General features: G+C 69.1%; 23 protein-coding genes. 12 read left to right on the top strand and 11 right to left on the bottom strand.

The annotated features are described in order from the left end of the window. Positions 1-126: 126 nt before the first annotated feature. Entirely contained in the window at positions 127-576 is a 450-nt protein-coding gene (locus V5F48_RS14620; RefSeq protein ID WP_394108873.1) for a GlcG/HbpS family heme-binding protein, read from the bottom strand. A gap of 388 nt (positions 577-964) precedes the next feature. Between V5F48_RS14620 and V5F48_RS14615 the strand changes: the two genes are divergently transcribed. The 12 genes from V5F48_RS14615 to V5F48_RS14560 all read left to right on the top strand — a co-directional run bounded on the left by V5F48_RS14615 (position 965) and on the right by V5F48_RS14560 (position 16,462). Next, positions 965-1,480, top strand: a complete 516-nt coding sequence (locus tag V5F48_RS14615) for a universal stress protein (protein WP_394259300.1) — start codon at positions 965-967, stop codon at positions 1,478-1,480. Between the two features lie 398 nt (positions 1,481-1,878). After that, positions 1,879-2,751: a ribosome maturation factor RimP gene (gene rimP, locus V5F48_RS14610; RefSeq protein ID WP_394259299.1), complete on the top strand. Its 873-nt coding sequence runs from the start codon at positions 1,879-1,881 to the stop codon at positions 2,749-2,751. Further along, on the top strand, positions 2,751-4,346 hold the full coding sequence (gene nusA / locus V5F48_RS14605; protein ID WP_394259298.1) for a transcription termination factor NusA: 1,596 nt from the start codon (positions 2,751-2,753) through the stop codon (positions 4,344-4,346). The genes rimP and nusA overlap by 1 nt, the downstream gene beginning before the upstream one ends. Positions 4,347-4,373: 27 nt before the next feature. Then, positions 4,374-5,093, top strand: a complete 720-nt coding sequence (locus V5F48_RS14600) for an RNA-binding protein (protein ID WP_394108869.1) — start codon at positions 4,374-4,376, stop codon at positions 5,091-5,093. After that, a complete protein-coding gene (gene infB, locus V5F48_RS14595; RefSeq protein ID WP_394259297.1) occupies positions 5,090-8,365 on the top strand; it encodes a translation initiation factor IF-2 in 3,276 nt (1,091 codons plus the stop codon). The genes V5F48_RS14600 and infB overlap by 4 nt, the downstream gene beginning before the upstream one ends. Before the next feature lie 257 nt (positions 8,366-8,622). After that, on the top strand, positions 8,623-9,063 hold the full coding sequence (gene rbfA / locus V5F48_RS14590; RefSeq protein ID WP_394259296.1) for a 30S ribosome-binding factor RbfA: 441 nt from the start codon (positions 8,623-8,625) through the stop codon (positions 9,061-9,063). Then, a complete protein-coding gene (truB, locus tag V5F48_RS14585) occupies positions 9,060-10,157 on the top strand; it encodes a tRNA pseudouridine(55) synthase TruB (RefSeq protein WP_394259295.1) in 1,098 nt (365 codons plus the stop codon). Before rbfA ends, truB begins: the two co-directional genes overlap by 4 nt. Positions 10,158-10,246: 89 nt before the next feature. Further along, positions 10,247-11,842, top strand: a complete 1,596-nt coding sequence (locus V5F48_RS14580) for an ABC transporter substrate-binding protein (protein ID WP_394259294.1) — start codon at positions 10,247-10,249, stop codon at positions 11,840-11,842. A 456-nt stretch (positions 11,843-12,298) separates the two neighbouring features. After that, positions 12,299-12,568 carry a 30S ribosomal protein S15 gene (gene rpsO / locus V5F48_RS14575; RefSeq protein ID WP_138400219.1) on the top strand — a complete coding sequence of 90 codons (270 nt, stop codon included), beginning with the start codon at positions 12,299-12,301 and terminating at the stop codon, positions 12,566-12,568. Between the two features lie 402 nt (positions 12,569-12,970). Next, positions 12,971-15,154 (top strand): polyribonucleotide nucleotidyltransferase, encoded by a 2,184-nt coding sequence (gene pnp, locus V5F48_RS14570; protein ID WP_394259293.1) that lies wholly within the window; start codon positions 12,971-12,973, stop codon positions 15,152-15,154. Positions 15,155-15,536: 382 nt separating this feature from the next. Beyond that, positions 15,537-15,902, top strand: coding sequence for a 2Fe-2S iron-sulfur cluster-binding protein (locus tag V5F48_RS14565; protein WP_394111249.1), 366 nt, complete (start codon positions 15,537-15,539; stop codon positions 15,900-15,902). Positions 15,903-15,985: 83 nt separating this feature from the next. Continuing rightward, positions 15,986-16,462 (top strand): ferritin-like domain-containing protein, encoded by a 477-nt coding sequence (locus tag V5F48_RS14560; RefSeq protein ID WP_394111266.1) that lies wholly within the window; start codon positions 15,986-15,988, stop codon positions 16,460-16,462. 107 nt (positions 16,463-16,569) lie between these two features. Here the strand turns inward: V5F48_RS14560 and V5F48_RS14555 are convergent, their stop codons facing one another. The 10 genes from V5F48_RS14555 to V5F48_RS14510 all read right to left on the bottom strand — a co-directional run bounded on the left by V5F48_RS14555 (position 16,570) and on the right by V5F48_RS14510 (position 25,825). Continuing rightward, positions 16,570-17,550: a phosphotransferase enzyme family protein gene (locus tag V5F48_RS14555; protein WP_394259292.1), complete on the bottom strand. Its 981-nt coding sequence runs from the start codon at positions 17,548-17,550 to the stop codon at positions 16,570-16,572. Positions 17,551-17,683: 133 nt separating this feature from the next. Beyond that, the gene (locus V5F48_RS14550) at positions 17,684-18,283 is read right to left on the bottom strand and encodes a HupE/UreJ family protein (protein WP_394259291.1); all 600 of its coding nucleotides are present in this window, start codon (positions 18,281-18,283) and stop codon (positions 17,684-17,686) included. A 23-nt stretch (positions 18,284-18,306) separates the two neighbouring features. After that, on the bottom strand, positions 18,307-19,371 hold the full coding sequence (gene hypE / locus V5F48_RS14545) for a hydrogenase expression/formation protein HypE (protein ID WP_394259290.1): 1,065 nt from the start codon (positions 19,369-19,371) through the stop codon (positions 18,307-18,309). Continuing rightward, positions 19,368-20,492 (bottom strand): hydrogenase formation protein HypD, encoded by a 1,125-nt coding sequence (hypD, locus tag V5F48_RS14540; protein WP_394259289.1) that lies wholly within the window; start codon positions 20,490-20,492, stop codon positions 19,368-19,370. The genes hypE and hypD overlap by 4 nt, the downstream gene beginning before the upstream one ends. A 10-nt stretch (positions 20,493-20,502) precedes the next feature. After that, positions 20,503-20,805 carry a HypC/HybG/HupF family hydrogenase formation chaperone gene (locus V5F48_RS14535; protein WP_394259288.1) on the bottom strand — a complete coding sequence of 101 codons (303 nt, stop codon included), beginning with the start codon at positions 20,803-20,805 and terminating at the stop codon, positions 20,503-20,505. Between the two features lie 249 nt (positions 20,806-21,054). Continuing rightward, positions 21,055-22,533, bottom strand: coding sequence for a sigma-54-dependent transcriptional regulator (locus V5F48_RS14530; protein WP_394259287.1), 1,479 nt, complete (start codon positions 22,531-22,533; stop codon positions 21,055-21,057). Next, positions 22,530-23,573 (bottom strand): hydrogenase nickel incorporation protein HypB, encoded by a 1,044-nt coding sequence (hypB, locus tag V5F48_RS14525; RefSeq protein ID WP_394259286.1) that lies wholly within the window; start codon positions 23,571-23,573, stop codon positions 22,530-22,532. Before hypB ends, V5F48_RS14530 begins: the two co-directional genes overlap by 4 nt. After that, a complete protein-coding gene (hypA, locus tag V5F48_RS14520; protein ID WP_012114210.1) occupies positions 23,573-23,914 on the bottom strand; it encodes a hydrogenase maturation nickel metallochaperone HypA in 342 nt (113 codons plus the stop codon). Before hypA ends, hypB begins: the two co-directional genes overlap by 1 nt. Then, complete coding sequence (locus V5F48_RS14515; RefSeq protein WP_394259285.1) at positions 23,907-24,908, bottom strand: nickel-dependent hydrogenase large subunit; 1,002 nt, start codon at positions 24,906-24,908, stop codon at positions 23,907-23,909. The genes hypA and V5F48_RS14515 overlap by 8 nt, the downstream gene beginning before the upstream one ends. Continuing rightward, positions 24,905-25,825 (bottom strand): [NiFe]-hydrogenase assembly chaperone HybE, encoded by a 921-nt coding sequence (locus tag V5F48_RS14510; RefSeq protein WP_394259284.1) that lies wholly within the window; start codon positions 25,823-25,825, stop codon positions 24,905-24,907. The genes V5F48_RS14515 and V5F48_RS14510 overlap by 4 nt, the downstream gene beginning before the upstream one ends. Positions 25,826-25,828: the final 3 nt, after the last annotated feature.

The raw sequence follows: 25,828 nt of genomic DNA, 5'->3' as shown, positions 1-25,828 counted from the left end.
CAGACCGCACTTCTGGAGAGGGGCCAGCCTCACTTCGCTTCAAACGGACGTGACCCCAAAGGCCCGGCACCATCACGCCGGGCCTTTATCCGTCCTCAGTCCTGACCCTCCTCGGTCCTGGCCGGGTCAGTCCTGGCCGGGATCGCCCACGAGCCCGGCGGCGGCGAGGCCCGCCAGGGCGCTGGCCTCGTCATTGTCCGAGGTATCGCCCGAAATCCCCACCACGCCGATGATGGCGCCCGTCGCGGAGCGGATCAGCACGCCGCCCGGCACCGGGACCAGCGAGCCGCCGATGGCCGAGGTGGCGGCGGAGATGAAGAAGGGCTGGTCCTTGGCCCGCTTGAACAGGGAGCGCGACCCCATGCCCAGCGCCAGCGCGCCATTGGCCTTGCCGCGGGCGATCTCGCCCCGGTTGAGGCTGGTGCCATCCTGCGCCGCAAAGGCCTTGAGCGCGCCGCGGGCATCCAGCACGCACACCGCGAGCGGGTTCATGCCGCCGGCGCGGGCATAGGCGAGGGCTGCGGTGACGATCGTCTGCGCCGCCTCCAGCGTAAGGTCGGTGGCTGTGCTGGTCATGTGGACCTCTCCTTGCCGGCGCGCGCCCCGCGGGGCCGCCTGTCTTGCGGGAACGGATGGCCCGTCTTTAAAGCAGATTCGCCCGGGGTTGAATCGCGAAGCTCTGCCTTCGCGGGCAATGCAGTGTTGCCACGGCGCCTTTGCCGCGCCCCGATGCAGAGACACCACCCACCCGACATTTTCCTCCCCCTTGGCCGGGCCGGCATGGCACCATGCACCGGTCTGCCGGTTCCTCGCGCCCGCCGCGGCGTCCACGTCGCGCCCACAGCTGGACCTTCTGAATGCGCCGTCTCTCCCGCTCTCCGGCCCTCCCCGCGTCCACGGTGCCCCGCGCCTCGCGCAGGCCCAGGCGCAGGTCCTTGCGCAGGTCCTTGCCCAGGTCCTTGCCATGACCGCCGCGCCGCAGCCCACTGCCCCCCGCCGCAGCCGGGAGCCCGGCCACCGCCGCAAGTTTCTGGTGGTGGTGGACGACACCCCCGAATGCGACCGCGCGGTCTATTTCGCCGCCCGCCGCGCCGCAGGCACCGCGGGTGGCGTCGTCCTGCTTGGCGTGCTGGAGTTGGAGGGCGTCGCCCAGCAATGGCTCGGGGTCGCCGACCTGATGCGCGCGGAGGCCCATGAGGAGATGGATGCGCGGCTCCAGAACTTCGCTGCCCGCGCCCGCCAGGTCGCCGGCGTCGCGGCCGAACGGGTGATCCGGGAAGGCGCGCCGGCCGAGGCCATCGCCCGGGTGATCGCGGAGGATCACGACATCGCCATCCTGGTGCTGGCGGCGGGCGTCGGCAAAGACGGACCCGGCCCGCTGGTCACCGCGCTGGCGGCCGGGCATGCGGCGCGTTTTCCGGTGCCCATCACCATCGTGCCCGGCGCGCTCACCGACGCCGATCTGGACGCCCTCGCCTGAGCGCAGGGGTCCCGGCGGCGATGGCGACGCCGGGACCCAGTGCAACCCGGCTAACGGACGCCGTCACGCTGCGCTTGCGCCTTTGGCATTTCCGTCTATATTGTCGCTATCCCTCGTGAGGGATGCCTCAGCGCCATCGCAGTCGAAGGTGATGAGAGTGGGCCCCCGCCGGGACCCGCTCCGTTTCTGCTTATCCGGTCTTGTTGTCTGGACTTCTTGTCCGGACTTGCCGGAAAATTCGCTGCCGGGCCGCAGGGGGAGAACTGAGGGACGGATTCACCGACCAGGTCCAACCGACCGGGTCGGGTTCGTCTCTCGCACACTATCCGGGCGCCGGTGCCGAACCGCCGCGCGCCCACCGGCCGACGACGGCCGCAGTTCAATTGTCCTGGAGGGACATGACCGAGATCCAAGCCGTGCTCGACGATCCCAACGAGCCGCGCCTCATCACCGAAACCGGGGTGGCCGCCCGCGTGGCCGCCATCGCCTCAGGCGTGCTTGGCGCGCTGGGCTACCGGCTGGTGCGCGTGAAGGTGACGAACCGCGACGGCGGCACGCTGCAGATCATGGCCGAGCGGCCCGACGGCACCATGAGCATCGACGATTGCGAGGCCGCCTCGCGCGCCCTGTCTCCGGTGCTCGACGTGGAAGACCCCATCTCCAGCGCCTACCGCCTTGAAATGTCCTCCCCCGGCATCGACCGGCCGCTGGTGCGCCTGTCGGACTTCGTCCGCTGGGCCGGCCACGAGGTGAAGGTGGAAATGGCGCGCCCTGTGGACGGCCGCAAGCGCTTCCGCGGCATCCTCATCGGCGCCGACGACGGCGTGGCCATGGTCCGCCGCCTCGATGCGCCCGCCGCCGAGGAGCCGACCGTCCGCCTGCCCGTCGCAGACATCCACGACGCCAAGCTCATGCTCACCGACGCCCTCATCCGCGAGGCCCTGCGCGCCGCCAAGGCCGCCGGACAGGACCTCGACGAGGATGCCGAAGCCTTCCTCGACGGCGAGGACGGCGAGGATACGGGCGGCGAGGAATTGGACGGCGCGGTAGCAGCCGACGACGAGGACGAAATCCCCGCGGAGGCCGACGCCTCTGCCCAGCCCGCGGCGCCCTACCGGGGCCCCTCGCGCAAGGATGGCGGCAACAAGCTTGTCGGCCGCAAGGCCAAGGGCAAGAAGGCTTCACCCAAGAAATCCAACGCCAAGAAGAAGGCCGGCCTGGAAACGGCCGCGTCCTCGGCCAACGCCAGCACCGTGAAGGAGACGCACTGATGGTTGCCGTCAGCGCAAACCGGCTGGAACTGCTGCAGATCGCCGATGCGGTCGCGCGGGAAAAGTCCATCGACCGCAGCATCGTGATTGCCGCCATGGAAGATGCCATCGCCAAGGCGGCGCGCTCGCGCTACGGCCAGGAGACGGACATCCACGCGGACATCAACGCCAAGACCGGCGAGCTGCGTCTGGCCCGCCATCTGCTGGTGGTGGACGAGGTGGAGAACACGGCCACCGAGATCACCCTGGACGGCGCCCGCCGCCACAATCCGGCGGCGCAGGTCGGCGACACCATCGCCGACACCCTGCCCCCGTTCGATTTCGGCCGCATTGCCGCGCAGAGCGCCAAGCAGGTCATCGTGCAGAAGGTGCGCGAGGCCGAGCGCGACCGGCAGTATGACGAATTCAAGGACCGCATCGGCGACGTGGTGAACGGCCTCGTCAAGCGGGTCGAGTACGGCAACGTGGTGGTGGACCTCGGCCGTGGCGAAGGCATCCTGCGCCGCGACGAGCTGCTGCCGCGCGAGACGGTGAAGACCGGCGACCGCATCCGCGCCTATGTCTATGACGTGCGCCGCGAGCCGCGCGGGCCGCAGATCTTCCTGTCGCGCACCCATCCCCAGTTCATGGCCAAGCTGTTCGCCCAGGAAGTGCCGGAGATCTACGACGGCATCGTCGAGATCAAGGCAGTGGCGCGCGATCCCGGCTCCCGCGCCAAGATCGCGGTCATCTCCCGCGACCAGTCGGTGGATCCGGTGGGCGCCTGCGTCGGCATGCGCGGCTCGCGCGTGCAGGCGGTGGTGAACGAGCTGCAGGGCGAGAAGATCGACATCATCCCCTGGAACAACGATATCGCCACCTTCATCGTCAACGCCCTTGCCCCCGCCGAGGTGGTGAAGGTGGTGCTCGATGAAGACCGCGAGCGCATCGAGGTGGTGGTGCCCGACGCCCAGCTGTCGCTGGCCATCGGCCGCCGCGGCCAGAACGTGCGCCTCGCCACCCAGCTTACCGGCTGGGACATCGACATCATGACCGAGCAGGAGGAGAGCGAGCGGCGCCAGAAGGAATTCGCCGAGCGCACCAAGATGTTCGCCGAGGCCCTCGATCTCGACGAGATGATGGGCCAGCTGCTCACCTCCGAGGGCTTCACCTCGGTGGAGGAGATCGCCTACGTGTCCATCTCGGAGCTGGCCTCCATCGAGGGCTTCGACGAGGACACCGCCACCGAGCTGCAGGACCGCGCCCTGAAGCACCTCGCCGAGGTGGAGGCCGCCCTCGACGCCCGCCGCACCGAGCTGGGCGTGGAAGACGAACTGAAGACCGTGCCCGGCGTCACCTCCAAGATGCTGGTCGCGTTCGGCGAGAACGACATCAAGACCATCGAGGATCTCGCCGGCTGCGCCACCGATGACCTCATCGGCTGGACCGAGCGCAAGGACGGCGAGACCGTCCGCCACGCCGGCGCCCTCGACGGCTTCGAACTGTCCCGCGAGGACGCGGAGGCCCTGGTCATGCAGGCCCGCGTCATCGCCGGCTGGATCGAGGCAGACGAACCCGCAGCGGATGGCGATGACGCCGCCGCCGCTGAAGCCTGAGACGGGAGATGACCCACGGTGCCCGCTATGGTGGACGAGGACGAGACGGACGAGGGACTGCGCAGCCTTGCGGCGGCGCGGGCGCCCCTGTCGCGCCTGTGCCTTGCCACCCGGCGGGTCACCCCGGTCGCGGACATGCTGCGCTTCGTGATGGGGCCGGACGGCGCGATCGTCCCGGACATCGGGCGTAGGCTGCCCGGGCGTGGCGCCTGGATCAGCGCCACCCGCGCCGACCTGGAGACCGCGCTGAAGCGCAAGGTCTTCGGCCGCGCCTTCAAGGGCAAGGGCACCACGTCGCCCGACCTTGCCGATCTCGTGGAAACATTGCTGGACAAGGACGCCCGCAGCGCCCTCTCCCTGGCCAACAAGGCCGGGAAGGTGGTGACGGGCACGACGAAAGTCGAGGCGGCTCTCGCCTCCGGTGACGTGCGGGTCCTCCTGCACGCCCAGGACGCGCGCCCGGACGGGGTGCGCAAGCTCAAGGCCCTCACGCGCCAGGTTGAAAACGCCGGCGCCCGCCAGGTATCCAGTGTCGATTGCTTTACCGGCATCGAATTGGACTTGGCGTTGGGGCGGTCAAATGTGGTACATGCGGCGCTGCTCGCGCATCCGACGACGGAAGGGTTTCTCGAGCGCTGCCACAAGCTCCTGCGCTGGCGGACGGGTACGTCCGACATCGAGGAGCAGGGGCAGGGCGAGGGTCACGCGCATGTAACCGGTCGGATGCAAGGAACGGATACGGAATGAACGATACGAAGACCCCAGGCGACAAGACGCTGCATCCCGCCACCGGCAAGACGCTGACACTGAAGCGCCCGGTGGAACAGGGCATGGTGCGCCAGAGCTTCAGCCACGGCCGCTCCAAGGCGGTTGTGGTGGAGAAGGTGAAGCGCCGCGTCATCGCCCCCGGCGAAGCCGCCGGCCAGGGTACCGGGCAGGCGGCACCGGCCGCTCCGGCAGCGGCACCGGCCGCGCCGCGCCCGGCGGCGCCCGCCGCTGCTCCGTCTGCATCCGCACCGTCTGCGTCCGCACCTCTCGCGCCCGCCGCTTCTGCGCCCGCCACTTCTGCGCCCGCTACGGCTCCGGTTGAGGCCAAGGCCCCGGCTGCGCCGGTGAGCGAAGCCGTCGCACCGGCTCCGCAGGTCGTTACCCCGGACGCCCCCGCGCCGCAGGCTGCTGTGACACCCGCGCCGGTCGCGGCGAAGGCTCCGGTGGCGCCGGTGGTCGAGGCACCTGCGCCGGCCATTGCCGCAACGCCCGCGCCGGCGGTTGCCGCGCCCGCAGCGCCCGCCGCCACGGCGGAAGCGCCGGCGGCTGCCCCCCAGGCTGCTGCACCCCAGACGCCTGCGCCTCAGGCTGCCGCACCCAAGCCTGTCGCCCCCAGGGCCGCAACTCCGGCTGCGTCCGAAGCGAAGCCGGCTCCGGCGCGTCCCGGCCAGTCCACGGGCGGCCGCAGCGATGGTCCGCGCACCGCCGCCGGTGCCTCCAGCCGTCCCGGCTCCCAATCCCAGTCGTCCCGTCCCGGCGCGCCGAACCGTCCCGGCCAGCCGCCGCGCTCCGGTGGCCCCGGTGCCGACCGCCGTCCCGGCAGCGGCGGCCCCCCCGGCCGTCCCGGCGCCCAGCAGCAGCGCTCCGGCGGTTCCGGCGTGGTGCTGCGCACCCTGACCGAGGAAGAGCGCAACGCCCGCGCCAGCGCCCTCGCCGACGCCCGCGTCCGCGAAGTGGAAGAGCGGCGCATGGCGGACGAGCGCCGCGCCGCCGAGGAAGAGGCCCGCCGCCGCGCCGAGCGCGAGCGCGTTGAACGCGCCGAGCGCGACGCCGCCGAGGCCCGCAAGCGCGAGGAAGAAACCCGCCGCGCCCAGGAAGACGAGAGCAAGCGCCGCGCCGAGCAGGAGGCGCGCAAGCGCTTCGGCGGCGAGGAACAGGGCAACCGTCCGGCTGCCGCCGGCGCCAGCACCGGTGGCAACGCCGGGGCAAATGCTGCCGCCCCCGCCGCACGGCCGCTGTCGCCGCGTCCGGCCGGCACCGCCGAGTCCGAGGACGAGGAGCGGCGCGCCGCCCGTCGTGGCCCCGGCGCACGCGTCGCCCCCCCGGTGAAGGTGCCCCGCGCCCCCGCCGGCCAGGAGAAGCAGCGCGGTCGCCTGACCCTCGTCACCGCCCTGTCGGGCGAGGAAGAGCGCCAGCGCTCGCTCGCCTCCTTCCGCCGCCGCACCCAGCGCATGACCGGCCACCGGGTGCAGGAGAGCAAGGAAAAGATCCTTCGCGAAGTCATCCTGCCCGAGACCATCACCATCCAGGAACTCGCCAACCGCATGTCGGAGCGGGCCGTGGACGTGATCCGGATGCTCATGAAGCAGGGCCAGATGCTGAAGATCACGGATGTGGTCGATGCGGACACCGCCCAGCTGATCGCCGAGGATCTTGGCCACACCGTGCGCCGCGTGTCGGAATCCGACGTGGAAGAGGGCCTGTTCGACACGCCCGACGCCCCGGAGACCCTGGTGCCGCGTCCGGCCGTCGTGACCATCATGGGCCATGTCGACCACGGCAAGACCTCGCTGCTGGATGCCATCCGCAAGGCCAACGTGGTCTCCGGCGAGGCCGGCGGCATCACCCAGCACATCGGCGCCTATCAGGTGACGTCGCCCTCGGGCAGCAAGATCACCTTCATCGACACCCCCGGCCACGCCGCCTTCACCGCCATGCGCGCCCGTGGCGCCAAGGTGACGGACATCGTGGTGCTGGTGGTGGCGGCCGACGACGGCGTGATGCCCCAGACCATCGAGGCCATCCATCACGCGCGCGCCGCCAAGGTGCCGCTGATCGTGGCCATCAACAAGATCGACAAGCCGGGCGCCAAGCCCGAGCGCGTCCGCTCCGAGCTGCTTCAGTATGAAGTGCAGGTGGAGACCATGGGCGGCGATACGCTCGAAGTGGAGGTCTCCGCCAAGGAGCACCTCAACCTCGACAAGCTGCTCGAGGCCATCGCCCTTCAGTCGGAACTGCTCGACCTGCGGGCCAGTCCGGACCGTGCGGCCGAAGGCACCGTGGTGGAAGCCAAGCTCGACCGCGGCCGCGGCCCGGTGGCCACCGTGCTGGTGCAGCGCGGCACGCTGAAGATCGGCGACATCGTGGTGGCCGGCGCCGAATGGGGCCGCGTGCGCGCCCTCATCTCCGACACCGGTGCCAATGTGGACACCGCCGGCCCGTCCCTGCCGGTGGAAGTGCTGGGCTTCAACGGCACCCCGGAGGCGGGCGACCGCCTCGCCGTGGTGGAGAACGAAGCCCGCGCCCGCGAGATCACCGACTACCGCCAGCGCCAGAAGCGCGAGAAGGCGGCGGCAAAGTCCGCCACCGTGCGCGGCTCGCTCGAACAGATGATGAGCCAGGTGAAGGCGACGGGGCGGAAGGAATTCCCCCTCATCATCAAGGGCGACGTGTCCGGCTCGGTGGAAGCCATCATCGGCGCGCTGGAGAAGGTCGGCAACGACGAGGTGCAGGCCCGCATCATCCATTCGGGAGCGGGCGGCATCAACGAAAGCGACGTGACGCTGGCGGAAACCTCCGGCGCCGCGATCATCGCCTTCAACGTGCGTGCCAACAAGGAAGCGCGCGACGCGGCCGAGCGGGCGGGCATCGAGATCCGCTACTACAACATCATCTACGACCTGGTGGATGACGTGAAGAAGGCCATGAGCGGCCTGCTCGCGCCCATCAACCGCGAGACCATGCTGGGCAACGCCCTCATCAAGGAGATCTTCGCGGTCTCCAAGGTGGGCAAGGTGGCCGGCTGCCAGGTCACCGACGGCAACGTGGAACGCGGCCAGCATGTCCGCCTCATCCGCGACAATGTGGTGATCCACGAAGGCAAGCTTGCCACGCTCAACCGCTTCAAGGATGCGGTCAACGTGGTGCATGCGGGCCAGGATTGCGGCATGTCCTTCGAGAACTACCAGGACATGCGCGCCGGCGACGTGATCGAATGCTATCGCGTCGAGGTGATCCAGCGCTCGCTGTGAGGCAAAGCCTCTGAAACCCTCTCCCGCACGCGGGGGAGGGTTGGGAGGGGGAAGGCGCATCCGTCGGCGTGGCCGTTGTTCGACGACGGTGCCGGCCTCACCCCTCCAGCCCCCTCCCCGACCCTCCCCCGCACGCGGGAGAGGGCGTGGACGGTAATCAATTGAACCGGAGCGGCACGGTCCAAACCCGTCCGCTCCCTTTTGAAGGAGAAGGTGCCCCGGCCCCGGCCCGGCACCCGCAAAGGCATTCTAGACCCATGAAACCTGATACTCGCACGGGGGGCGGCCCCTCCCAGCGCATGCTGCGCGTGGGCGAACTCGTCCGCCACGCCCTCGCCGAAGTGCTCCAGCGCGGCGCCATCACCGATCCGGTGCTCACCGCGCACATCATCACGGTGCCCGAGGTCCGCATGTCGCCGGACCTCAAGATCGCCACCTGCTACGTCATGCCCCTCGGCGGCAAGGACATCACCCCGGTGATCAAGGCGCTGGCGGCCAATGCCCGCTACCTGCGCCTGGAGGTCGGCCGCCGCATGGAGCTGAAATCCGTGCCCGAACTGCGCTTCCGCGAGGACACCTCGTTCGACGAGGGCTCCCGCATGGACGCGCTGCTGCGCTCGCCCCAAGTGGTTCGCGATCTTGATGACACGTCCTCGGACGCCACAGCCGACACCGATAAAGAGACCGACGCCGAATGACCGCCCCCTTCTCTGCCGACGCCGCCGCCCCGATCCTCGCCACCGAGGCCGACGCGCCCCCCGTGGTTGCCGAGGCGGCCCCCGCGACCGCTCAGCCCGACGACGCCACTGGCGGCCCCCGCGCCTCCCGCGAGCAGGACAATCGCCCGCGCGCGCCCAAGCGCGACCTGGACGGCTGGGTGCTGCTGGACAAGCCCACGGGCATGACCTCCACCCAGGCGGTGGCGGTGGTGAAGCGCATCTTCGGCGCGCGCAAGGCGGGCCATGCCGGCACGCTGGACCCGCTGGCCTCCGGCTGCCTGCCCATCGCCTTCGGCGAGGCCACCAAGACCGTTCCGTACGTGATGGACGGCCGCAAGACCTACCGCTTCACCGTGCGCTTCGGCATCGAGACCGACACCGACGACAGCGAGGGCAAGGCCGTGGTCACCTCGGACCATCGCCCTACGGACGCGGACATCGTCGCGGCGCTCGCCGCCTTCCGGGGCGAGGTCATGCAGGTGCCGCCGGCCTATTCGGCGCTCAAGATCGGCGGCGAGCGCGCCTATGACCTCGCCCGCGAGGGCGAGGAGGTGGTGCTCCAGCCCCGCCCGGTCACCATCTTCCGCATCGAGCTCATGGAGCGGCCCGACGCCGACCATGCGGTGCTGGAGGCGGAATGCGGCAAGGGCACCTATGTGCGCGCCATCGCCCGCGACCTCGGCCGCATGCTGGATGCGCGCGGCCACGTCTCGGCCCTGCGCCGGGCCTGCGTCGGCCCGTTCCTGGAAGAGGACCTGGTGCCGCTCGACGAGATGCGCGACCGCGCCGAGGCCGGCGAGGAGGCCCTGATGGACGCCCTCGACCCGGTGGCGCTGGCGCTGGAGGAGATCCCGCAGATCACCGTCACCCCGCCCGACGCCCACCGCCTGCGCTGCGGCCAGAGCGTGATCCTGCGCGGGCGCGACGCGCCCATCGTGCAGGGCCATGCCGCCATCACCTGCCAGGGCGCGCTCATCGCCATCGGTGACGTGGAGGCGGGCGAGATCTTCCCCCACCGCGTCTTCAACTGGGGCCAGAAGGACAAGAAGCCCCCGCGCCGCGGCAAGCGCTGAGCGCAGCACCGGGTATCTGGCGCATTGCATACAATGCGGCATGCGTCTTGCGTTGCTTCCGTGGGGGCTCTCCACGGAAGGACGTTTTCATGGCGTTTCGACATTCCCTAGCCGCTGCTTTTTTCGCCGCCGTTGCACTGGCGGCCCCGGCCCGGGCTGAAAGCGTGGTCCGCTACGGCATCTCCATGGCTGACATTCCCCAGACCACGGGACAGCCTGATCGCGGGGCAGGTGCCTATCAATTCACCGGCTACACCCTCTACGACCCGCTGGTGGCCTGGGAGATGAACGTGGCCGACCGCCCCGGCAAGCTGGTGCCGGGCCTCGCCACCGAATGGAAGGTGGACCCCGCCGACCCGAAGAAGTGGCTGTTCACCCTGCGCAAGGGCGTGAAGTTCCACGACGGCAGCGATTTCAACGCCGACGCGGTGGTCTGGAACCTCGACAAGGTGCTGGACGAAAAGGCCCCCCACTACGACAAGCGCCAGGCCGCCCAGGTGAAGACCCGCCTGCCCGGCGTCGCCTCGTGGAAGAAGACCGACGATAATACCGTCGAGATCACCACCAAGGACGTGGACAGCTTCTTCCCCTACCAGATGCTGTGGTTCCTGGTCTCCAGCCCCGCGCAATACGAGAAGCTCGGCCGCGACTGGGACAAGTTCGCCCAGAGCCCGTCCGGCACCGGGCCGTTCAAGCAGGACAAGCTGGTGCCCCGCGAGCGGCTGGAACTGGTGAAGAACCCCGACTATTGGGACAAGACCCGCCTGCCCAAGACCGACCGCATGATCCTCATCCCTATGCCGGAGGCGCTGACCCGCACCAATGCGCTGCTCGCCGGACAGGTGGACCTGATCGAGACCCCGGCGCCGGATGCCGTGCCCCAGCTCAAGTCGGCGGGCATGAAGATCGTCACCAACGTCACCCCCCACGTGTGGAACTACCACCTCTCGGTGCTGCCCGGCTCGCCCTGGACCGACGTGCGCCTGCGCAAGGCCCTCAACCTCGCGGTGGACCGGGACGGGGTGGTGGAGCTGATGAACGGCCTCGCCAAGCCCGCCAAGGGCCAGGTGGACGTCTCCAGCCCGTGGTTCGGCAAGCCGGCCTTCGACCTGAAGTATGACCCGGAGGCGGCAAAGAAACTGGTGAAGGAAGCCGGCTATTCTCCCGAGAAGCCGCTGAAGGCCACCTTCATCATCGCCGCCGGCGGCACCGGCCAGATGCTCTCCTTGCCCATGAACGAGTTCCTGCAGGCGAGCTTCAAGGAAATCGGTGTGGACGTGGAGTTCAAGGTGGTGGAGCTGGAAGCGCTCTACACCGCCTGGCGCAAGGGCGCGAAGGACCCGATGAACGCGGGCATCACCGCCAACAACATCGCCTATGTGACCTCGGACCCGCTCTACGCCCTCATCCGCTTCTTCGACAGCCGGCAGGTGGCGCCGGTGGGCGTCAACTGGGGCTTTTATTCCAACCCCAAGGTGGACGCCCTGATCGACGAGGCCAAGCACACCTTCGATACGCAGAAGCAGGACGCGCTGCTGGCGCAGGTGCACCAGAGCGTGGTGGACGACGCGGTTCTGGTGTGGGTGGTGCACGACACCAACCCGCACGCGCTCTCGCCCAAGGTGAAGAGCTTCGTGCAGGCCCAGCACTGGTTCCAGGACCTGACCACCATCGGGGTGCAGTAGAGCCGGTTCCCTCTGGACACGGCCGCACGGCAAGCGCCGAGGTCGCGGCATCTTCGTTGAGGCCTGCTGCCTCGACTCGGCGCACGGTGCGAACCCTCTCCCGCTTGCGGGGGAGGGCAGGGTGGGGGCAGGCCGGCTTCCGCTTTCCCGCCGACTGTGTTCTGTCCCGGCGCTCTGCCCCCTCCCCACCCCTCCCCCGCAAGCGGGAGAGGGAGTTGGACGGCGCTGGTGCCAAATCGCCCACGTCAGCCAAGGTGAACATTCCTCTGGTTTCACGGGGAAAACTGGCTATAGTCGCGCCGCGCGGACGGTGCCGAAAGGCGCCGCCTTCCGTGTTTCGCCTCGACCGTGCTGGACGACATCCCGGCCCGGCCGAGCGGAAGCCTGAAAGCCATCCGGCAACCCGGTGGCCTCATCCCCCAGGCTTCCACCCCACTCTCGTTGAAAGGATGGACGATGTCGATCACGGCAGAGCGCAAGCAGGCGCTGATCAAGGATTATGGCGCGAAGGACGGCGACACGGGTTCGCCGGAAGTGCAGGTGGCGATCCTCACCGAGCGGATCACCAACCTCACCGGGCACTTCAAGTCCCATCACAAGGACAACCATTCGCGCCGCGGGCTGCTGAAGCTCGTCTCCCAGCGCCGCAGCCTTCTCGACTATCTGAAGCGCAAGGACGAAGGGCGCTACAAGTCCCTCATCGAACGCCTCGGCATCCGCCGCTGACGCCCGGCCGGGCCGGGATGGGACACCATCCCGATCCGGTGGAGCCCGCGCGGCGCGTGAGCGGACGAGGATCCCGGATGCGTCAGCACCCTCGGGATCCGCTCTGACCAAGCCCGCGCGGCGATTGAGCGAAACCCTCTCGGCACCGGTCGAAGACCGGGGCCGTTGGTCTCAGGAGCGGCCCGGCCCATGGAGGGCCGGCGCCGTGTACGCCTTGAAAAGGCGTGCTTTACGCAGCGGGCATGGGGCCGGCTGCGGGTCCGCGCACGAAGGACAGGTCATGGCAGGATCGCCGGACGCAACCGTCGGAGCCTCCTCTTGAGGGAGCGGCTTCGCGCGGCGCGTCCGGCCGTCTTGCTCATGGCTTGCCAGCGTCGCGCCTGAATCAAGAAAGAACACGACATGTTCGACATCCATCGCGAAGAGTTGGACTGGGGTGGCCGCACCCTGACCCTCGAGACCGGCAAGATGGCCCGCCAGGCCGACGGCTCCGTGTTCGCCTCCTATGGCGACACCAAGGTGCTCGCCACCGTGGTCTCCGCCCGTGAGCCCAAGCCCGGCCAGGACTTCTTCCCCCTGACCGTCAACTACCAGGAAAAGACCTACGCCGCGGGCCGCATCCCCGGCGGCTATTTCAAGCGCGAGGGCCGGCCCTCCGAGAAGGAGACCCTGGTCTCCCGCCTCATCGACCGCCCCATCCGTCCCCTGTTCCCCGATGGCTACAAGTGCGACACCCAGGTGATCATCACCGTGCTGGCGCATGACCTGGAGAACGACCCCGACGTGGTCGCCATGGTGGCCGCCTCCGCCGCCCTCACCCTCTCCGGCGTGCCCTTCATGGGTCCGGTGGGCGCCGCGCGCGTGGGCTTCATCGACAATGAATACGTGCTCAACCCCACCGTGGACGAGGTGAAGGAAAGCGCGCTCGAACTGATGGTCGCCGGCACCGGCGACGCCGTGCTCATGGTGGAATCGGAAGCCAAGGAACTGCCCGAGGAGATCATGCTCGGTGCCGTGATGTTCGGCCACCGCCACTTCCAGCCGGTGATCGAGGCCATCATCAAGCTGGCCGAGAAGGCCGCCAAGGAGCCGCGCAATTTCCAGCCGGCCGACGTCTCCGAGGTGGAGTCCAAGGTCCGCGAGATCGCCGAGGCCGACCTGCGCTCCGCCTACAAGATCAAGCAGAAGCAGTCCCGCTACGAGGCGGTCGGCGCTGCCAAGTCCAAGGTGAAGAAATACTACGAGGAACTGGCCCTCGACGGCACCAAGGTGCCGACCGCCCAGATCATCTCCGACGTGTTCAAGGCGCTTGAAGCCAAGATCGTGCGCTGGAACATCCTCGACGACGGCATCCGCATCGATGGCCGCGACGTGTACACCGTGCGCCCCATCGTGTCGGAAGTGGGCATCCTGCCCCGCGCCCACGGCTCCGCTTTGTTCACCCGCGGCGAGACGCAGGCCCTCGTGGTGGCGACGCTGGGCACCGGCGAGGACGAGCAGTTCATCGACAGCCTGGAAGGCACCTACAAGGAAAACTTCCTGCTGCACTACAACTTCCCGCCCTTCTCCGTGGGCGAGACCGGCCGCATGGGCTCCCCCGGCCGCCGCGAGATCGGCCACGGCAAGCTCGCCTGGCGCGCCATCCATCCCATGCTGCCCGCCAAGCATGAGTTCCCCTACACCCTGCGCGTGGTCTCCGAGATCCTGGAGTCCAATGGCTCGTCCTCCATGGCCACCGTCTGCGGCACCTCGCTGGCGCTGATGGATGCCGGCGTGCCCCTGCGCCGCCCGGTGGCGGGCATCGCCATGGGCCTCATCCTCGAGGGTGAGAAGTTCGCCGTGCTCTCCGACATCCTCGGCGACGAGGATCACCTCGGCGACATGGACTTCAAGGTGGCCGGCACCGACCGTGGCGTGACCTCGCTGCAGATGGACATCAAGATCGCCGGCATCACCGAGGAGATCATGAAGGTCGCCCTGGCCCAGGCCAAGGACGGCCGCGGCCACATCCTCGGCGAGATGGCGAAGGCCCTCACCACCGCCCGCGCGGAACTGGGCGAGCACGCCCCGCGCATCGAGGTGATGCAGATCGCCGTGGACAAGATCCGCGAAGTGATCGGCTCCGGCGGCAAGGTGATCCGCGAGATCGTCGAGAAGACCGGCGCCAAGATCAACATCGAGGACGACGGCACCATCAAGATCGCCTCCGCCAACGGCGACAGCATCAAGGCCGCCATCAACTGGATCAAGTCCATCGCTTCCGAGCCGGAAGTGGGCCAGATCTATGAAGGCACGGTGGTGAAGGTGGTGGACTTCGGCGCCTTCGTGAACTTCTTCGGCTCCAAGGACGGCCTCGTCCACGTGTCGCAGATGGCCAACGAGCGCGTGGCCAAGCCCTCCGACGTGGTCAAGGAAGGCGACAAGGTCAAGGTCAAGCTCATGGGCTTCGACGAGCGCGGCAAGACCCGCCTGTCCATGAAGGTGGTGGACCAGGCCACCGGCGAGGACCTTGAAGCCAAGGCCAAGGCCGAGCGCGACGCCGCCCGCGCCGCCCCCGCCGACGGCGAGGCCGGCGCTGCGGAGTGATCCGGCACGCTGCATGAGGCACGGAAAAGGGCGGCCGCAGGGCCGCCCTTTTTTGTTGGCCTCTCGGCATTGCGCCCGCGGCATCGGCCAACGATATAAGCTGAGCAGGTTCGGATACTCCGAACGCGATCCCGGCCATCGGTGATGCCCGCCAATTGGGCCGCTTCGGCATCCTGTCGAAGCGTGGCGAAATTTTTCGCCGAAATGACCTATGTCAACAAACCGAATTTGGCATTGGAATAAATACGAAAAGACGTGCCGCTTGTGGAGATACCTGCGGGCCATTTTTGACTATATCGCTCGAAGTATAGCCCAAGCGTTTTCATGCACGGGTTTCGCATTCTTGACAAAGAAATACAACTCCAGCGATTGGAACCAGACAATGCCCATCATTACTTTTCGGTCGACCACCACCAAGGACAAGCGCGCCTACGCCACTGCCGGCGATACGGGGACGATTCTCGCCGTCGCCCGTGCGAACGACGTGAAGATTCCGTTCGAATGCCAGGAGGGCGAGTGTGGCTCCTGCCTCATCCGGGTCGAGTATGTCGACGGCAAGCCTCGCATGGCGATTGCGCTGACGGAGCGGGAAAAGACCAAGCTCAAGGAACTCGGCAAGATCACCGAGGAGCAGATCGCGAACGCGGAAGTCAACGATGTCGCGCCGCCTTATCGCCTGGCCTGCCAGTTCATCGCCCGCGAAGAAGAAGTCATCATTCACTATGAGCATTGCCCCTCCGAGGCGTGAATGAAGAGAGCAAACTGTTCTCTTGGTCATGTCCAAGGTTTGCAAGAGATCTGAATTCCTTGATTTTTCAGAATGGTGATGCCGTGGAAACCGCTGGTGAATTCCTGTCTTATGCCGCAAAGCTGGAAGAGGAAGCCGCCCTTCGTTTCGGTGAGCTTGCGGACGTCATGCAGAGCTGCGGAAATACAGATGTCGCCAATCTGTTCAGGCGACTGGCGGATTATTCGCGACTGCATCTTGCTGATGCCCGCGCGCGGGCGGCGTTCCGTGACATGCCGGAAATGAAGCCCCAGGAGTACGATTGGCCGAATCTGGAAAGCCCGGAAACGGCGGGAATCTGGGCGGCCGACCCCTTCATCGGGCGCACCCAGGCCCTTGAGATTGCCCGCGACGCCGAAGAGGCAAGCCTTAAATACTACAAGTCCATTTACGACACGACGACCGACCCTGAAATCCGGGTACTCGCCAAAGAGTTTTTCGAAGAGGAAACCGAGCACGTCAAGGAGATCCACAAGTGGATCGAGGCCCACAAGGCCGGCAAGCGTCTGACCGCCGAGTAAGGCGCGAATGATAAATCCCAACGGCCCCGGCCCTTGACCGGGGCCGTTGGGATGATTTGACGTTCCGGCTGCACCGGCCCCGGTCCGGAAAGCCCGGGCCTTGCCCCTCACCCCCGCCGCGCCAAAAACCCCTCCGCCAGCGCCAGCGTGCCCTGCGTATAGCCTGCCCCCATGGCCTGCGCCGTCGGCGTCTCGGCGTGGGAGGCGATCCAGGCGGTGAGCAGCATCCGGCGCAGCATCACGAACACGTCGAGGGCCTCTTCGGCATCCGCCGGCAGCGGCGCGCAGGCGCGGTAGCCTTCGAGCCAGGCCGCCTTCAGTTCCGGCAGGCGCGGCGACTGCTCGATGAAGGAAACGGCGGCGGCGAAGTCGTAGAGGAACCACGAGAAGCCGCAATCGTCGAAGTCGATGAGCGTCAGCCTCTCCCCCTCCACCAGCAGGTTGGCGAGGCGCAGGTCCGCATGGATCAGGCCGAAGCTGCCGGGCTGGGACAAGGGCGCAAGCCTGTCCCTCAGCACCCCGGCGGTGCGCTCCAGCAGCACGCGGCCCGGCCCATCCAGCCCCAGCGCCGCGCGGAAATCGCCCCAGAGCGGGCGCGACCCCAGCGTGCTCTCGAAATCCCACACCTTGCGGGTGAAGCCCTGCGGCGGCGCCCAACGCCGCGCATGGGCGTGCAGGCGGGCATGGATGCCGCCGAGATGGCCGAACCATCCCGGCAGGTCCGCGCCCTCCTGCGGCTCGGCACCGGGCACGAAGGCGAAAGCCGCCATGCGGCGGGGCGTGCCGCCATCGTCCATCTCGGCGAGGAGGCGCCCGTCCAGGGTCGCGATGATGCGGGGGGTGGGCACCACGTCTTCCGCCCTGAGCGCCGCGATCCAGGCCAGCTCGGAGCGGATTTCCTCAGGCGTGTGATAGCCGGGGCGATAGACGCGCAGCACCAGGTCGCGCGCGCCGGAGGTGGCGCGGAAGGTGGCGTTCTCGGAAATGGAAAGCAGGCTCAGGGCGGCGTCGGGCGCCAGTCCCCACGCGGGAAGGTGGGCGCGGATCAGCTTCTCGATCCGCGCCAGATACTCGGCGTCATACAGCACCCGCTCGGCCCCTCCCCGGCATTTTCGAGCGAAGCGGAACCGGCTCGCGGGACGAAAATGCGTCAACTCAACAGGCTTGCGGGCGGGCCTATAACACGGCCGGGCGCGGATGGCGCCCGGCCGGCTGCGGCTCTCACAGAATGCCGGTGACCAGCCCGATGCCCGCCAGCGCCACCGCCGCGCCCGCGCCGCGCACATAGCGCGTCCCATGGGTTTCGCCAAACCGGCCGATGGCCATGCCGGCGCCGATGCCGGCAAGGTGGAGCAGGCCGGTGGCGATCATGAAGCCCATGCCATAGGCAAGGCCAGAGGCGTCGTCCGGCATCTCGGCGCCGTGGGCATGGCCGTGGAAGATGGCGAAGAAGCCCACCACCGCCATGGCGAGGGCCAGCGGCGCCTTCACGCCGAACGCCACCGCGGCGCCGAGCACCACCACCGACAGGGCGATGCCCAGCTCCACGAAGGGCACGTCAATGCCGCTGATGCCGAGCGCGCCGCCCACGGCCATGAGGGCGACGAAGGTGGTCGGCACGGCCCAGATGGCACGGCCGCCGAGCTGGTAGGCGAAAATGCCCACGGTCACCATGGCGAGCACATGATCGAGGCCGGTGACCGGGTGCTCGAAGCCATGCCAGAAGCCGTGGGTGGCCCCCACGCCCGTATGGGCGAAGGCCAGTTGCGGCAGGACCGAAAAGGCTGCAACGGCAAGGGCCGTGCGGGCTGCGTGACGCATATCTTTCTCCCCAAATGAAGGTTTCAGCAGATGCGGGGCAATTGATCGCCGACCAGCATATCGACGATGCGCTCTCCCCCGAAGCGCGTTTGCATGACCACCCGTCCGGGCCGCCGGTCCGTGACCTCGCCGATGATGGCCGCGTCCCGTCCCAGCGGATGGGCGCGCAACGCCGCCAGCGCGGCGTCCGCCTCCTCGGGAGGCACCACGGCGAGGATCTTGCCCTCGTTGGCGAGATAGAGCGGGTCGAGGCCGAGGATCTCGCAGAAGCCCATCACCTCGGCCCGCATGGGCAGGCTGAGTTCGCGCAGCCGCACGCCCACGGCGCTGGCCTCGGCCAGTTCGTTCACCACCGCCGCGATGCCGCCGCGGGTGGCATCGCGCATCATGCGGAGGCCGGGGGCGGCTGCGATCAGCGTGTCGATGAGGCCGTTGAGCGGCGCGCAGTCGCTCTCAATGGCCGTCTCAAGGGCGAGATCGCCCCGCGCATTCAGGATTGCGGCACCATGGTCGCCCAGAAGGCCATTCACCAGCACCACGTCGCCGGGCCGCGCCTTGGCGATGCCCACGTCGAGGCCCCGGCGCACCACGCCGATGCCGGTGGTGGTGATGAAGAGCTTGTCGCACGCCCCGCGCGCCACCACCTTGGTGTCGCCGGTGGCGATGGCCACGCCGGCCGCCCGCGCGGTTTCAGCCATGGAGGCCGCCACCTGCCGCAGGGTCTCCACCGGCAGCCCCTCCTCGATGATGACGGCGCAGGACAGCGCCACCGGCTTGGCCCCGCCCACCGCAAGGTCGTTCACCGTGCCGCAGACGGCGAGCTTGCCGATGTCGCCGCCGGGAAAGAACAGGGGGTCCACCACGAAGCCGTCGGTGGTGAAGGCGAGGCGGTCGCCATGGGCCATCAGCGCGGCGAGGTCGAAGCGGGCCTGGTCCTCGGGCGCGGCGCGGCCCTCGCCCGAAAAGGCGGCGAGGAACACGTCGTCGATGAGGTCGCGCATGGCGCTTCCGCCGCCGCCGTGGGCCAGCGTCACGGTCTTGTGGGTCAGCGGCCGGCGCCGGGGGGTGGGGGTGAAAGGGACGGTCATGCGGCTTCTCCCCGCACGCCGCCATATTGGTAATAGGCGGCGCAGGAGCCTTCCGACGACACCATGAGCGCGCCCAGGGGCGTCTCGGGGGTGCAGCCGGTGCCGAATTCCGGGCAGGCCCACGGCTTCACCGCGCCGGTGAGCACCTCCCCGCAGCGGCAGGACGAGGGGTCCGCCACCTTCACGTCGGGCACGCTGAAGCGCTTCTCCGCATCGAACGCCGCATAGGGCGCGCGCAGCCGCACGCCGGAGCCGGCGATGGAGCCGAGCCCGCGCCATTCGAAGGTCTCGCGCGGCTCGTACACTTCTTCCACCGCCTTCAGCGCCTGCGGGTTGCCATGCTCGGGCACCACGCGGGCATACTGGTTCTCGATCCGCGCGGTGCCTTGTTCGATCTGGCGCAGCACCATGAGCAGCGATTGCAGCAGGTCGATGGGCTCGAAGCCGGCCACCACGAGGGGCTTGTGGAACTCCTCGGCGATGAAGCGGTAGGGCGAAGTCCCGATCACCATGGAGACATGCCCCGGCCCGATGAAGCCGTCGATGCCGAAATCCGGCTGCTCCAGCAGCGCCCGCAGGGTGGGGATGATGGTGATGTGGTTGCAGAACAGGGAGAAATTCTCCACTCCCTCCCGCGCCGCCCGCAGCACGGTGAGCGCGGTGGAGGGCATGGTGGTCTCGAAGCCGAGGCCGAAGAACACCACCTGCCGCCCTGGATTGCGCTTGGCGAGGGTGAGCGCATCCAGCGGCGAATAGACCATGCGCACGTCCGCCCCGTCCGCCTTGGCCTGGAGCAGGCTCTTGCGGGAGCCCGGCACGCGCATGGCGTCGCCGAAGGTGGCGAAGATCACCTCTTCCCGCTCGGCGATGGCGACGCAATCGTCCACCCGGCCCATGGGCAGCACGCACACCGGGCAGCCCGGCCCATGCACAAATTCCACGAGGTCCGGCAAAAGGCCTTCCAGCCCGTAGCGGAAGATGGCGTGGGTGTGCCCGCCGCACACCTCCATGATGGCGAACGGCCGGTCGCGGCCGCGTTCCAGACGCGCGGAAATGGCACCGATCTCCTTCACCAGGGCTGAGGCGAGGGCGGGGTCGCGGAATTCGTCGACATAGCGCATGGCCGTCTCCTCACTGGGTCCGGGCGGGGTGAAGCTCAACACTACCTTTGGTCAGCGCTTCCATTTCCGCCGCCGCCTCGCCGATCTCGGTGAGCACCTTGAGGGTGGCGGCGGCCTCCTCCTCGTCGATGCGGCTCATGGCGAAGCCCACATGGACCAGCACCCACGCCCCCACGAGGTCGCTGAGCGGCGCGCCGGGCTCGGCGACGCACACCACGTCCACGCTGCGGCGGACGCCGGAAACATCCACCACGCACAGCATGGCGTCCTCATCGGCGACGGCGACGATCTGTCCGGGAATGCCGAGGCACATGGGGGGGCTCCTATTCAGATCGTGGATGGGGAGGAAGGGGCGTGCTCCCTCTCCCGCGTGCGGGGGAGGGCTGGGGAGGGGGTCTGCGGAAGAGCTCGGCCAACAGGCTCGCCGGGGTGGGAAACAACGCTGCGAACCACGTCCCGCAATGGGGCGAACGGCAAGGACGTGCCCCCTCCCAACCCTCCCCCGCACGCGGGAGAGGGCTCACGCCGGTTCAAGGGAGAAAAGATCTGCATCCCCACCCCCTCAATGCGAGCTGGAAAAGGCCCCGCCGCGGGAGATCCCGTAGCGGTCGAGTTTCGCCCTCAGGCCCACGCGGGAGAGGCCCAGTTCCTCCGCCGCGCGGCTCTTGTTCCAGCGGCAGCGCACCAGCGTCTCAGTGAGGATGGTGGCCTCCATGCGCTCCACCCGCTCCTTCAGCGGACCGCCGTCGGGCAGCGAGATGGTCTCCGACGCACGGGTCTCCACCGCCCGCGTCTCGGCAGCGGCGGCGCGCACCACATGGGGCGAGAGCAGGTCGGCGGAGAGCATGTCGCGCTCGGCCAGAACCAGCATACGCGTCACTTCGTTCTGCAGCTCGCGCACGTTGCCGGGCCAGTCATAGGCCCGCATGCAGGAGAGCGCTTCCTCGGTGAAGCCCTTGACCCGCTTGCCATGGTGGGCGGAAAGCGCATCGAGGATGCTCTGGGCCAGCACCGGAATGTCGGAGCGCCGCTCGCGCAGGGCCGGCAGGGTCAGCACCATGGCGCAGAGGCGGTAATAGAGGTCCTCGCGGAAGCGGCCGCGCCCCACCTCGCCATAGAGGTCGCGATGGGTGGCGGCGAGCACCCGCACGTTGACGCGCTTGGCGTCGTTGGAGCCCACCGGTCGGATCTCGCCTTCCTGCAGGAAGCGCAGCAGCTTGACCTGGAAGGCCGGCGACACGTCGCCGATCTCGTCGAGGAAGATGGTGCCGCCGTCCGCCTGGTCGAGCAAGCCGATGCGGGTCACATGGGCGCCGGTGAAGGACCCCTTCTTGTGACCGAACAGTTCCGATTCCAGCAGTTCGTCGGGGATCGCCCCGCAATTGACCGCGAAGAACGGCCGGTCGCTGCGCAGGCTCGAATAATGGATGGCGCGGGCCAGCAGTTCCTTGCCGGTGCCGGTCTCGCCATGGACGAGGACGGGCACGTCGAAGGTCGCCACCTGCGCCGCCCGCAGGCACACCGCGCTGAGAGCGCTGCCGGGGGCGCGGATGAGGGTGTCGAAATGGAAGTTCTGCTTCACCCGCGCCTGCTGCGCCCCGAGCCGCACCTCGGCGGTGGCGGCGGTGAGCTTCATTTCCAGGTTCAGCCGCTCGTGGTCGCGCTGGAGCTGGAACAGGTGGGCGGCGTTGCGGGCGGCGAGCAGCAATTGATCGGGGTGCCACGGCTTGGGAATGAACTGGTAGATCCCCGCCGCGTTGATGGCGCCGATCATGTCCTCCGGCTCGGTATAGCCGGTGACGATGATGCGCAGGATATCCGGCCAGCGCTCGCGCACCTCGGTGAGCAGCGCCACGCCCGAGGTGTGCGGCATGCGCTGGTCGCAGAAGATCACCTGGATCCACTCGTTCTCGAGGATGCGCCGCGCCTCGTCCGCATTGAGCGCAGTGAAGACGTCGAACTCCTCGTCGAGCACGCGGGCGATGACTTCCACCGAGCGCGGCTCGTCGTCCACCACGAGGATGGCGGGGCGGCGGTTCACCGCGCGCCCCCGCTCACGGCAGCGCTCATGGCCGCGCGCAGGGCCTGCGCCTCGCTCTCGCGGGCGGCGGCGAGGGCGTCGAGGCGCTCCATGCGGGCCTTGTCCAGCCAGGCGAGCCAGCGGGACAGCCCCACCTCGCCCCGCGCGGACACCCGCAGGATCTCCGCCCGCGGATTCACCCGGCGGATGTTGGCCTCAAGCCGCGCCATGTCCGCGTCCACATGGGGCGCAAGGTCCGCCTTGGTGATGAGGACGAGGTCGGCGCCTTCGAAGATGTCGGGATATTTCAGCGGCTTGTCGTCGCCTTCCGCCACCGAGATGAGGGTGACGCGCTTGGTCTCGCCAAGGTCGAAGGCGGCGGGGCAGACGAGGTTGCCCACATTCTCGATGAACAGCACGCCGCCGGGCGGCAAGGGCAGCTTTTCCGCCGCATGCCCCACCATGTGGGCGTCGAGATGGCAGCCCTTGCCGGTGTTGATCTGCACTGCCGGCGCGCCGGCGGCGCGGATGCGGGCGGCGTCGTTGTCGGTCTGCTGGTCGCCCTCGATGACGGCGGTGGGCAGGCGGCCGGCCAGCGCCTTCAGCGTCTCCACCAGCAGCGTGGTCTTGCCCGCGCCGGGGCCGGAGAGCAGGTTCAGCGCCAGCAGGCCGGCGGCCTCGAAGCGGACGCGGTTCTTGGCGGCGTAATCGTCGTTCTTGGCGAGGATGGAGGTCTCGATCTCCACCATGCGCGCCTGGGAAAGGCCCGGCGCATGGGCGCGGGCGGGGCCGGCACCATAGTCCAGGGTGCCACCGGCGGAATGGTGGTCGTGGGCGTCGTGGTGGGCGTGATCATGGCCGTGATCTTGATCGTGCCCATGGCTGTGGGTGGTGCCGTCCGCGTGGGTATGGACGTGGGCTTCGCCGGGGGCGTGGGAATGGCCCTCGCCGTGCCCATGCGTGTGCTCGTGCCCGTGCTCATGAGGATGGGCATGGGCGTGCCCGCCCGTGGCATCGGAAATGGTGGCGCCGTCACCGCCGCAGCCGCAGACCGTGCACATCACAACACCTCCAGGTCCTTGATCTTCATATCCGTGCCGCCATTGGGCACGAGGCGTTCCCCGCCGCATTTCGGGCAGGAGGCGAGCCGGTGGGAGAGCGCCACCGTCTCGCAGCAGTCGAAGCACCAGGCGGAGCCGTCCTCTTCCAGCACCACCAGTTCGGCGCCCTCGGCCAGGGAGCCGCGCATCACCACGTCGAAGCCGAAGCGCAGCGCCTCCACCTCGATGCCGGCGAAGCGGCCGATGGCGAGGCGCACGCGGGTGACGCGGGAGAAATTCTGCGCCTTCGCCGCCTCTTCCATGGCGGACAGGAGGCTCTCGCACACGGCCATCTCATGCATGGGCCAGATCCTCCACGAAGGACAAGGTGACCGGCACGCACGGATTGATGGCCGACACCAGCAGCGGCGCCAGCCATCGCGCCGAGGGGCCCGGCGTCAGCGCCGCGAACGCGCGCTCCAGCAGGCCGCCGGGGGCAAGGTTCCACGCGCTGGGGGAGAGGATGCGGTAAGCCGCGACGCGCCCCGCCTCCACCCGCGCGCCATGGCCGAGCAGCCCGCGCGCGGCGGGCGCGATGCCGAGGCCGGGCGGGAAATCGCCCGTCGAAAGGGGCGTCGGCTTGAGCGCGGCGAGGCAATCCACCAGCCGGGCCAGCAGGCGCACGAACAGGCTCGGCCCTTCGCCAGCAAGGAGGGCCGCCACCAGCGGGGTGCGCGCCACACGGCCGAGGGCGCCGGTTTCGCGCAGCGCGCCGGCACCTGAAGCCCGCGCAGGGTCCAGCGCCGCCGCCACGTCCTGTGCCGTCAGCTCCGGCAGCCCTGCCCGCCCCTCGGCGGGATCCATGTCGCGGCGCAGGCGGGCCAGCAGCCGGGCCGTTGCCGTGGGCGCCTCGGCAAGCCACGCCTCCAGTTCGGAGGGCGAGAAGGACGACAGTTCGGCCCCCTGCCCCACCAGCGCCGTGGCGAAGGCGTCCCCGCCGTCCGGCCGGGCGAGCAGGCCCAGGGCGGCGCGGTCGGGCGCCTCGCCCAGCGCTTGCGGCCAGGTGTGGAGCATGGCGAGGGCATGGTCGCGCACGGTCTCCCGCGCCATGGCCGCCTTGTCCGCCGCTGCCGGCAGGCCGAGGGCCGTGGCCGCGGCGAAGCCATGGGCGGCACCGCACAGGTTGAAGACGAGAGGCGCCAGCCGCGCCGCCTCCACCGGCGTGCGGCCCACCAGAGCCTGCGCCGGGTCCGATCCGGTCTCCCGCCCAAAGTGCCAAGTTTCCGCGCCCTCCCTCCCCCCGCGCCCGTCGAGCGCGATGGTCAGGCGGCGGAGCGTGGCGGGGGCGTGGATCATGCGACGCCGTCCTGGGGGCTATCTTGCGGGCCGTCTTGCGGGACAGGCTGCGCCGCGCGCGGTCCGAGGATCACGGCACGGCGGGACATCTCGGGCGGCGGACCGGCGGGCCGGGGGGCGGGCGCGTCGGACGCGAGGGCGGCCGCTTCAGCTTCCGCCAGCGCCGCTGCCTCCTGCTCGGCGCGGCGGCGGATCTCGCCGGAGCGGGTGCCCTCCTCCCGGTTGGCGGCATCGAACAGGGCCGGCAGCACCGCCGCCGCCGTCTCCACCGCCTGCAGCATGGAGGAGAAGTCGAACATGGGCGAGAACAGGGAGCAGGCCTTGTAGGGTCCCGTCTCCGGCCGGTTGGCGGCGAGGAATTCATAAGAACCGGACGGGAAGGCGATGAGGTCCTTGTCGCCGGTCTTCAGGCCGCTCCAGTCGTCGGTCGCGGCGGGCAGCAGCACCAGGTTCATGAACCACGGCGTCACCAGCACGCCCAGCGCGCGGCCCTCATGGGCGCGGAAGCCCACGGCCTTCACCCCCAGGCTCTCGTTCACGAAGGGCACGCCCTTCATCTTGGCCGAGTGGATCTCGCGGAACACCGCCTCGAACCGCCCCGGCATGTCCTTGAGCTGGGCCTCGAGATGGGGATCGGACGCCACCGGCGGGGCAATGGCGGGCAGATCGGGGGCGCCGCCGTCCAGCACCATGAACTGGTCGCGCGCGCCGTCGCACACCGGGCAGCGCCAGTGGTCGGGCAGGGCGGTGAACGGCGTGCCAGCCGGGACCTGCCACGTCTCGCAGCCCTCGGCCGGGTCGTAGACGTGCCAGCACACCTTGCATTCCAGGCGCGCGGTGGGGGCAAGGCGCGCCCGGTCGCCCAGATAGGAGCCTTCGAAGAAGGCGTGGGTGGTCGCCGAGGGGGTCTCGGTCATGGC

Source organism: Xanthobacter autotrophicus ATCC 700552, from assembly GCF_043194565.1.
GTDB lineage: Bacteria > Pseudomonadota > Alphaproteobacteria > Rhizobiales > Xanthobacteraceae > Xanthobacter > Xanthobacter autotrophicus_F.
This window is presented reverse-complemented; position numbering and strand designations above follow the sequence as displayed.

Bases quoted from the DNA above. Each gene is read 5' to 3' on its own strand.
- hypE (WP_394259290.1), bottom strand. From the start codon at position 19,371: ATGACCGTCCCTTTCACCCCCACCCCCCGGCGCCGGCCGCTGACCCAC.
- V5F48_RS14515 (WP_394259285.1), bottom strand. From the start codon at position 24,908: ATGATCCACGCCCCCGCCACGCTCCGCCGCCTGACCATCGCGCTCGAC.
- V5F48_RS14620 (WP_394108873.1), bottom strand. From the start codon at position 576: ATGACCAGCACAGCCACCGACCTTACGCTGGAGGCGGCGCAGACGATC.
- V5F48_RS14550 (WP_394259291.1), bottom strand. From the start codon at position 18,283: ATGCGTCACGCAGCCCGCACGGCCCTTGCCGTTGCAGCCTTTTCGGTC.
- rbfA (WP_394259296.1), top strand. From the start codon at position 8,623: ATGAAACCTGATACTCGCACGGGGGGCGGCCCCTCCCAGCGCATGCTG.
- truB (WP_394259295.1), top strand. From the start codon at position 9,060: ATGACCGCCCCCTTCTCTGCCGACGCCGCCGCCCCGATCCTCGCCACC.
- hypB (WP_394259286.1), bottom strand. From the start codon at position 23,573: ATGTGCACGGTCTGCGGCTGCGGCGGTGACGGCGCCACCATTTCCGAT.
- V5F48_RS14580 (WP_394259294.1), top strand. From the start codon at position 10,247: ATGGCGTTTCGACATTCCCTAGCCGCTGCTTTTTTCGCCGCCGTTGCA.
- rimP (WP_394259299.1), top strand. From the start codon at position 1,879: ATGACCGAGATCCAAGCCGTGCTCGACGATCCCAACGAGCCGCGCCTC.
- rpsO (WP_138400219.1), top strand. From the start codon at position 12,299: ATGTCGATCACGGCAGAGCGCAAGCAGGCGCTGATCAAGGATTATGGC.
- V5F48_RS14565 (WP_394111249.1), top strand. From the start codon at position 15,537: ATGCCCATCATTACTTTTCGGTCGACCACCACCAAGGACAAGCGCGCC.
- nusA (WP_394259298.1), top strand. From the start codon at position 2,751: ATGGTTGCCGTCAGCGCAAACCGGCTGGAACTGCTGCAGATCGCCGAT.
- V5F48_RS14510 (WP_394259284.1), bottom strand. From the start codon at position 25,825: ATGACCGAGACCCCCTCGGCGACCACCCACGCCTTCTTCGAAGGCTCC.
- infB (WP_394259297.1), top strand. From the start codon at position 5,090: ATGAACGATACGAAGACCCCAGGCGACAAGACGCTGCATCCCGCCACC.
- V5F48_RS14615 (WP_394259300.1), top strand. From the start codon at position 965: ATGACCGCCGCGCCGCAGCCCACTGCCCCCCGCCGCAGCCGGGAGCCC.
- pnp (WP_394259293.1), top strand. From the start codon at position 12,971: ATGTTCGACATCCATCGCGAAGAGTTGGACTGGGGTGGCCGCACCCTG.
- V5F48_RS14535 (WP_394259288.1), bottom strand. From the start codon at position 20,805: ATGTGCCTCGGCATTCCCGGACAGATCGTCGCCGTCGCCGATGAGGAC.
- hypA (WP_012114210.1), bottom strand. From the start codon at position 23,914: ATGCATGAGATGGCCGTGTGCGAGAGCCTCCTGTCCGCCATGGAAGAG.
- V5F48_RS14600 (WP_394108869.1), top strand. From the start codon at position 4,374: ATGGTGGACGAGGACGAGACGGACGAGGGACTGCGCAGCCTTGCGGCG.
- hypD (WP_394259289.1), bottom strand. From the start codon at position 20,492: ATGCGCTATGTCGACGAATTCCGCGACCCCGCCCTCGCCTCAGCCCTG.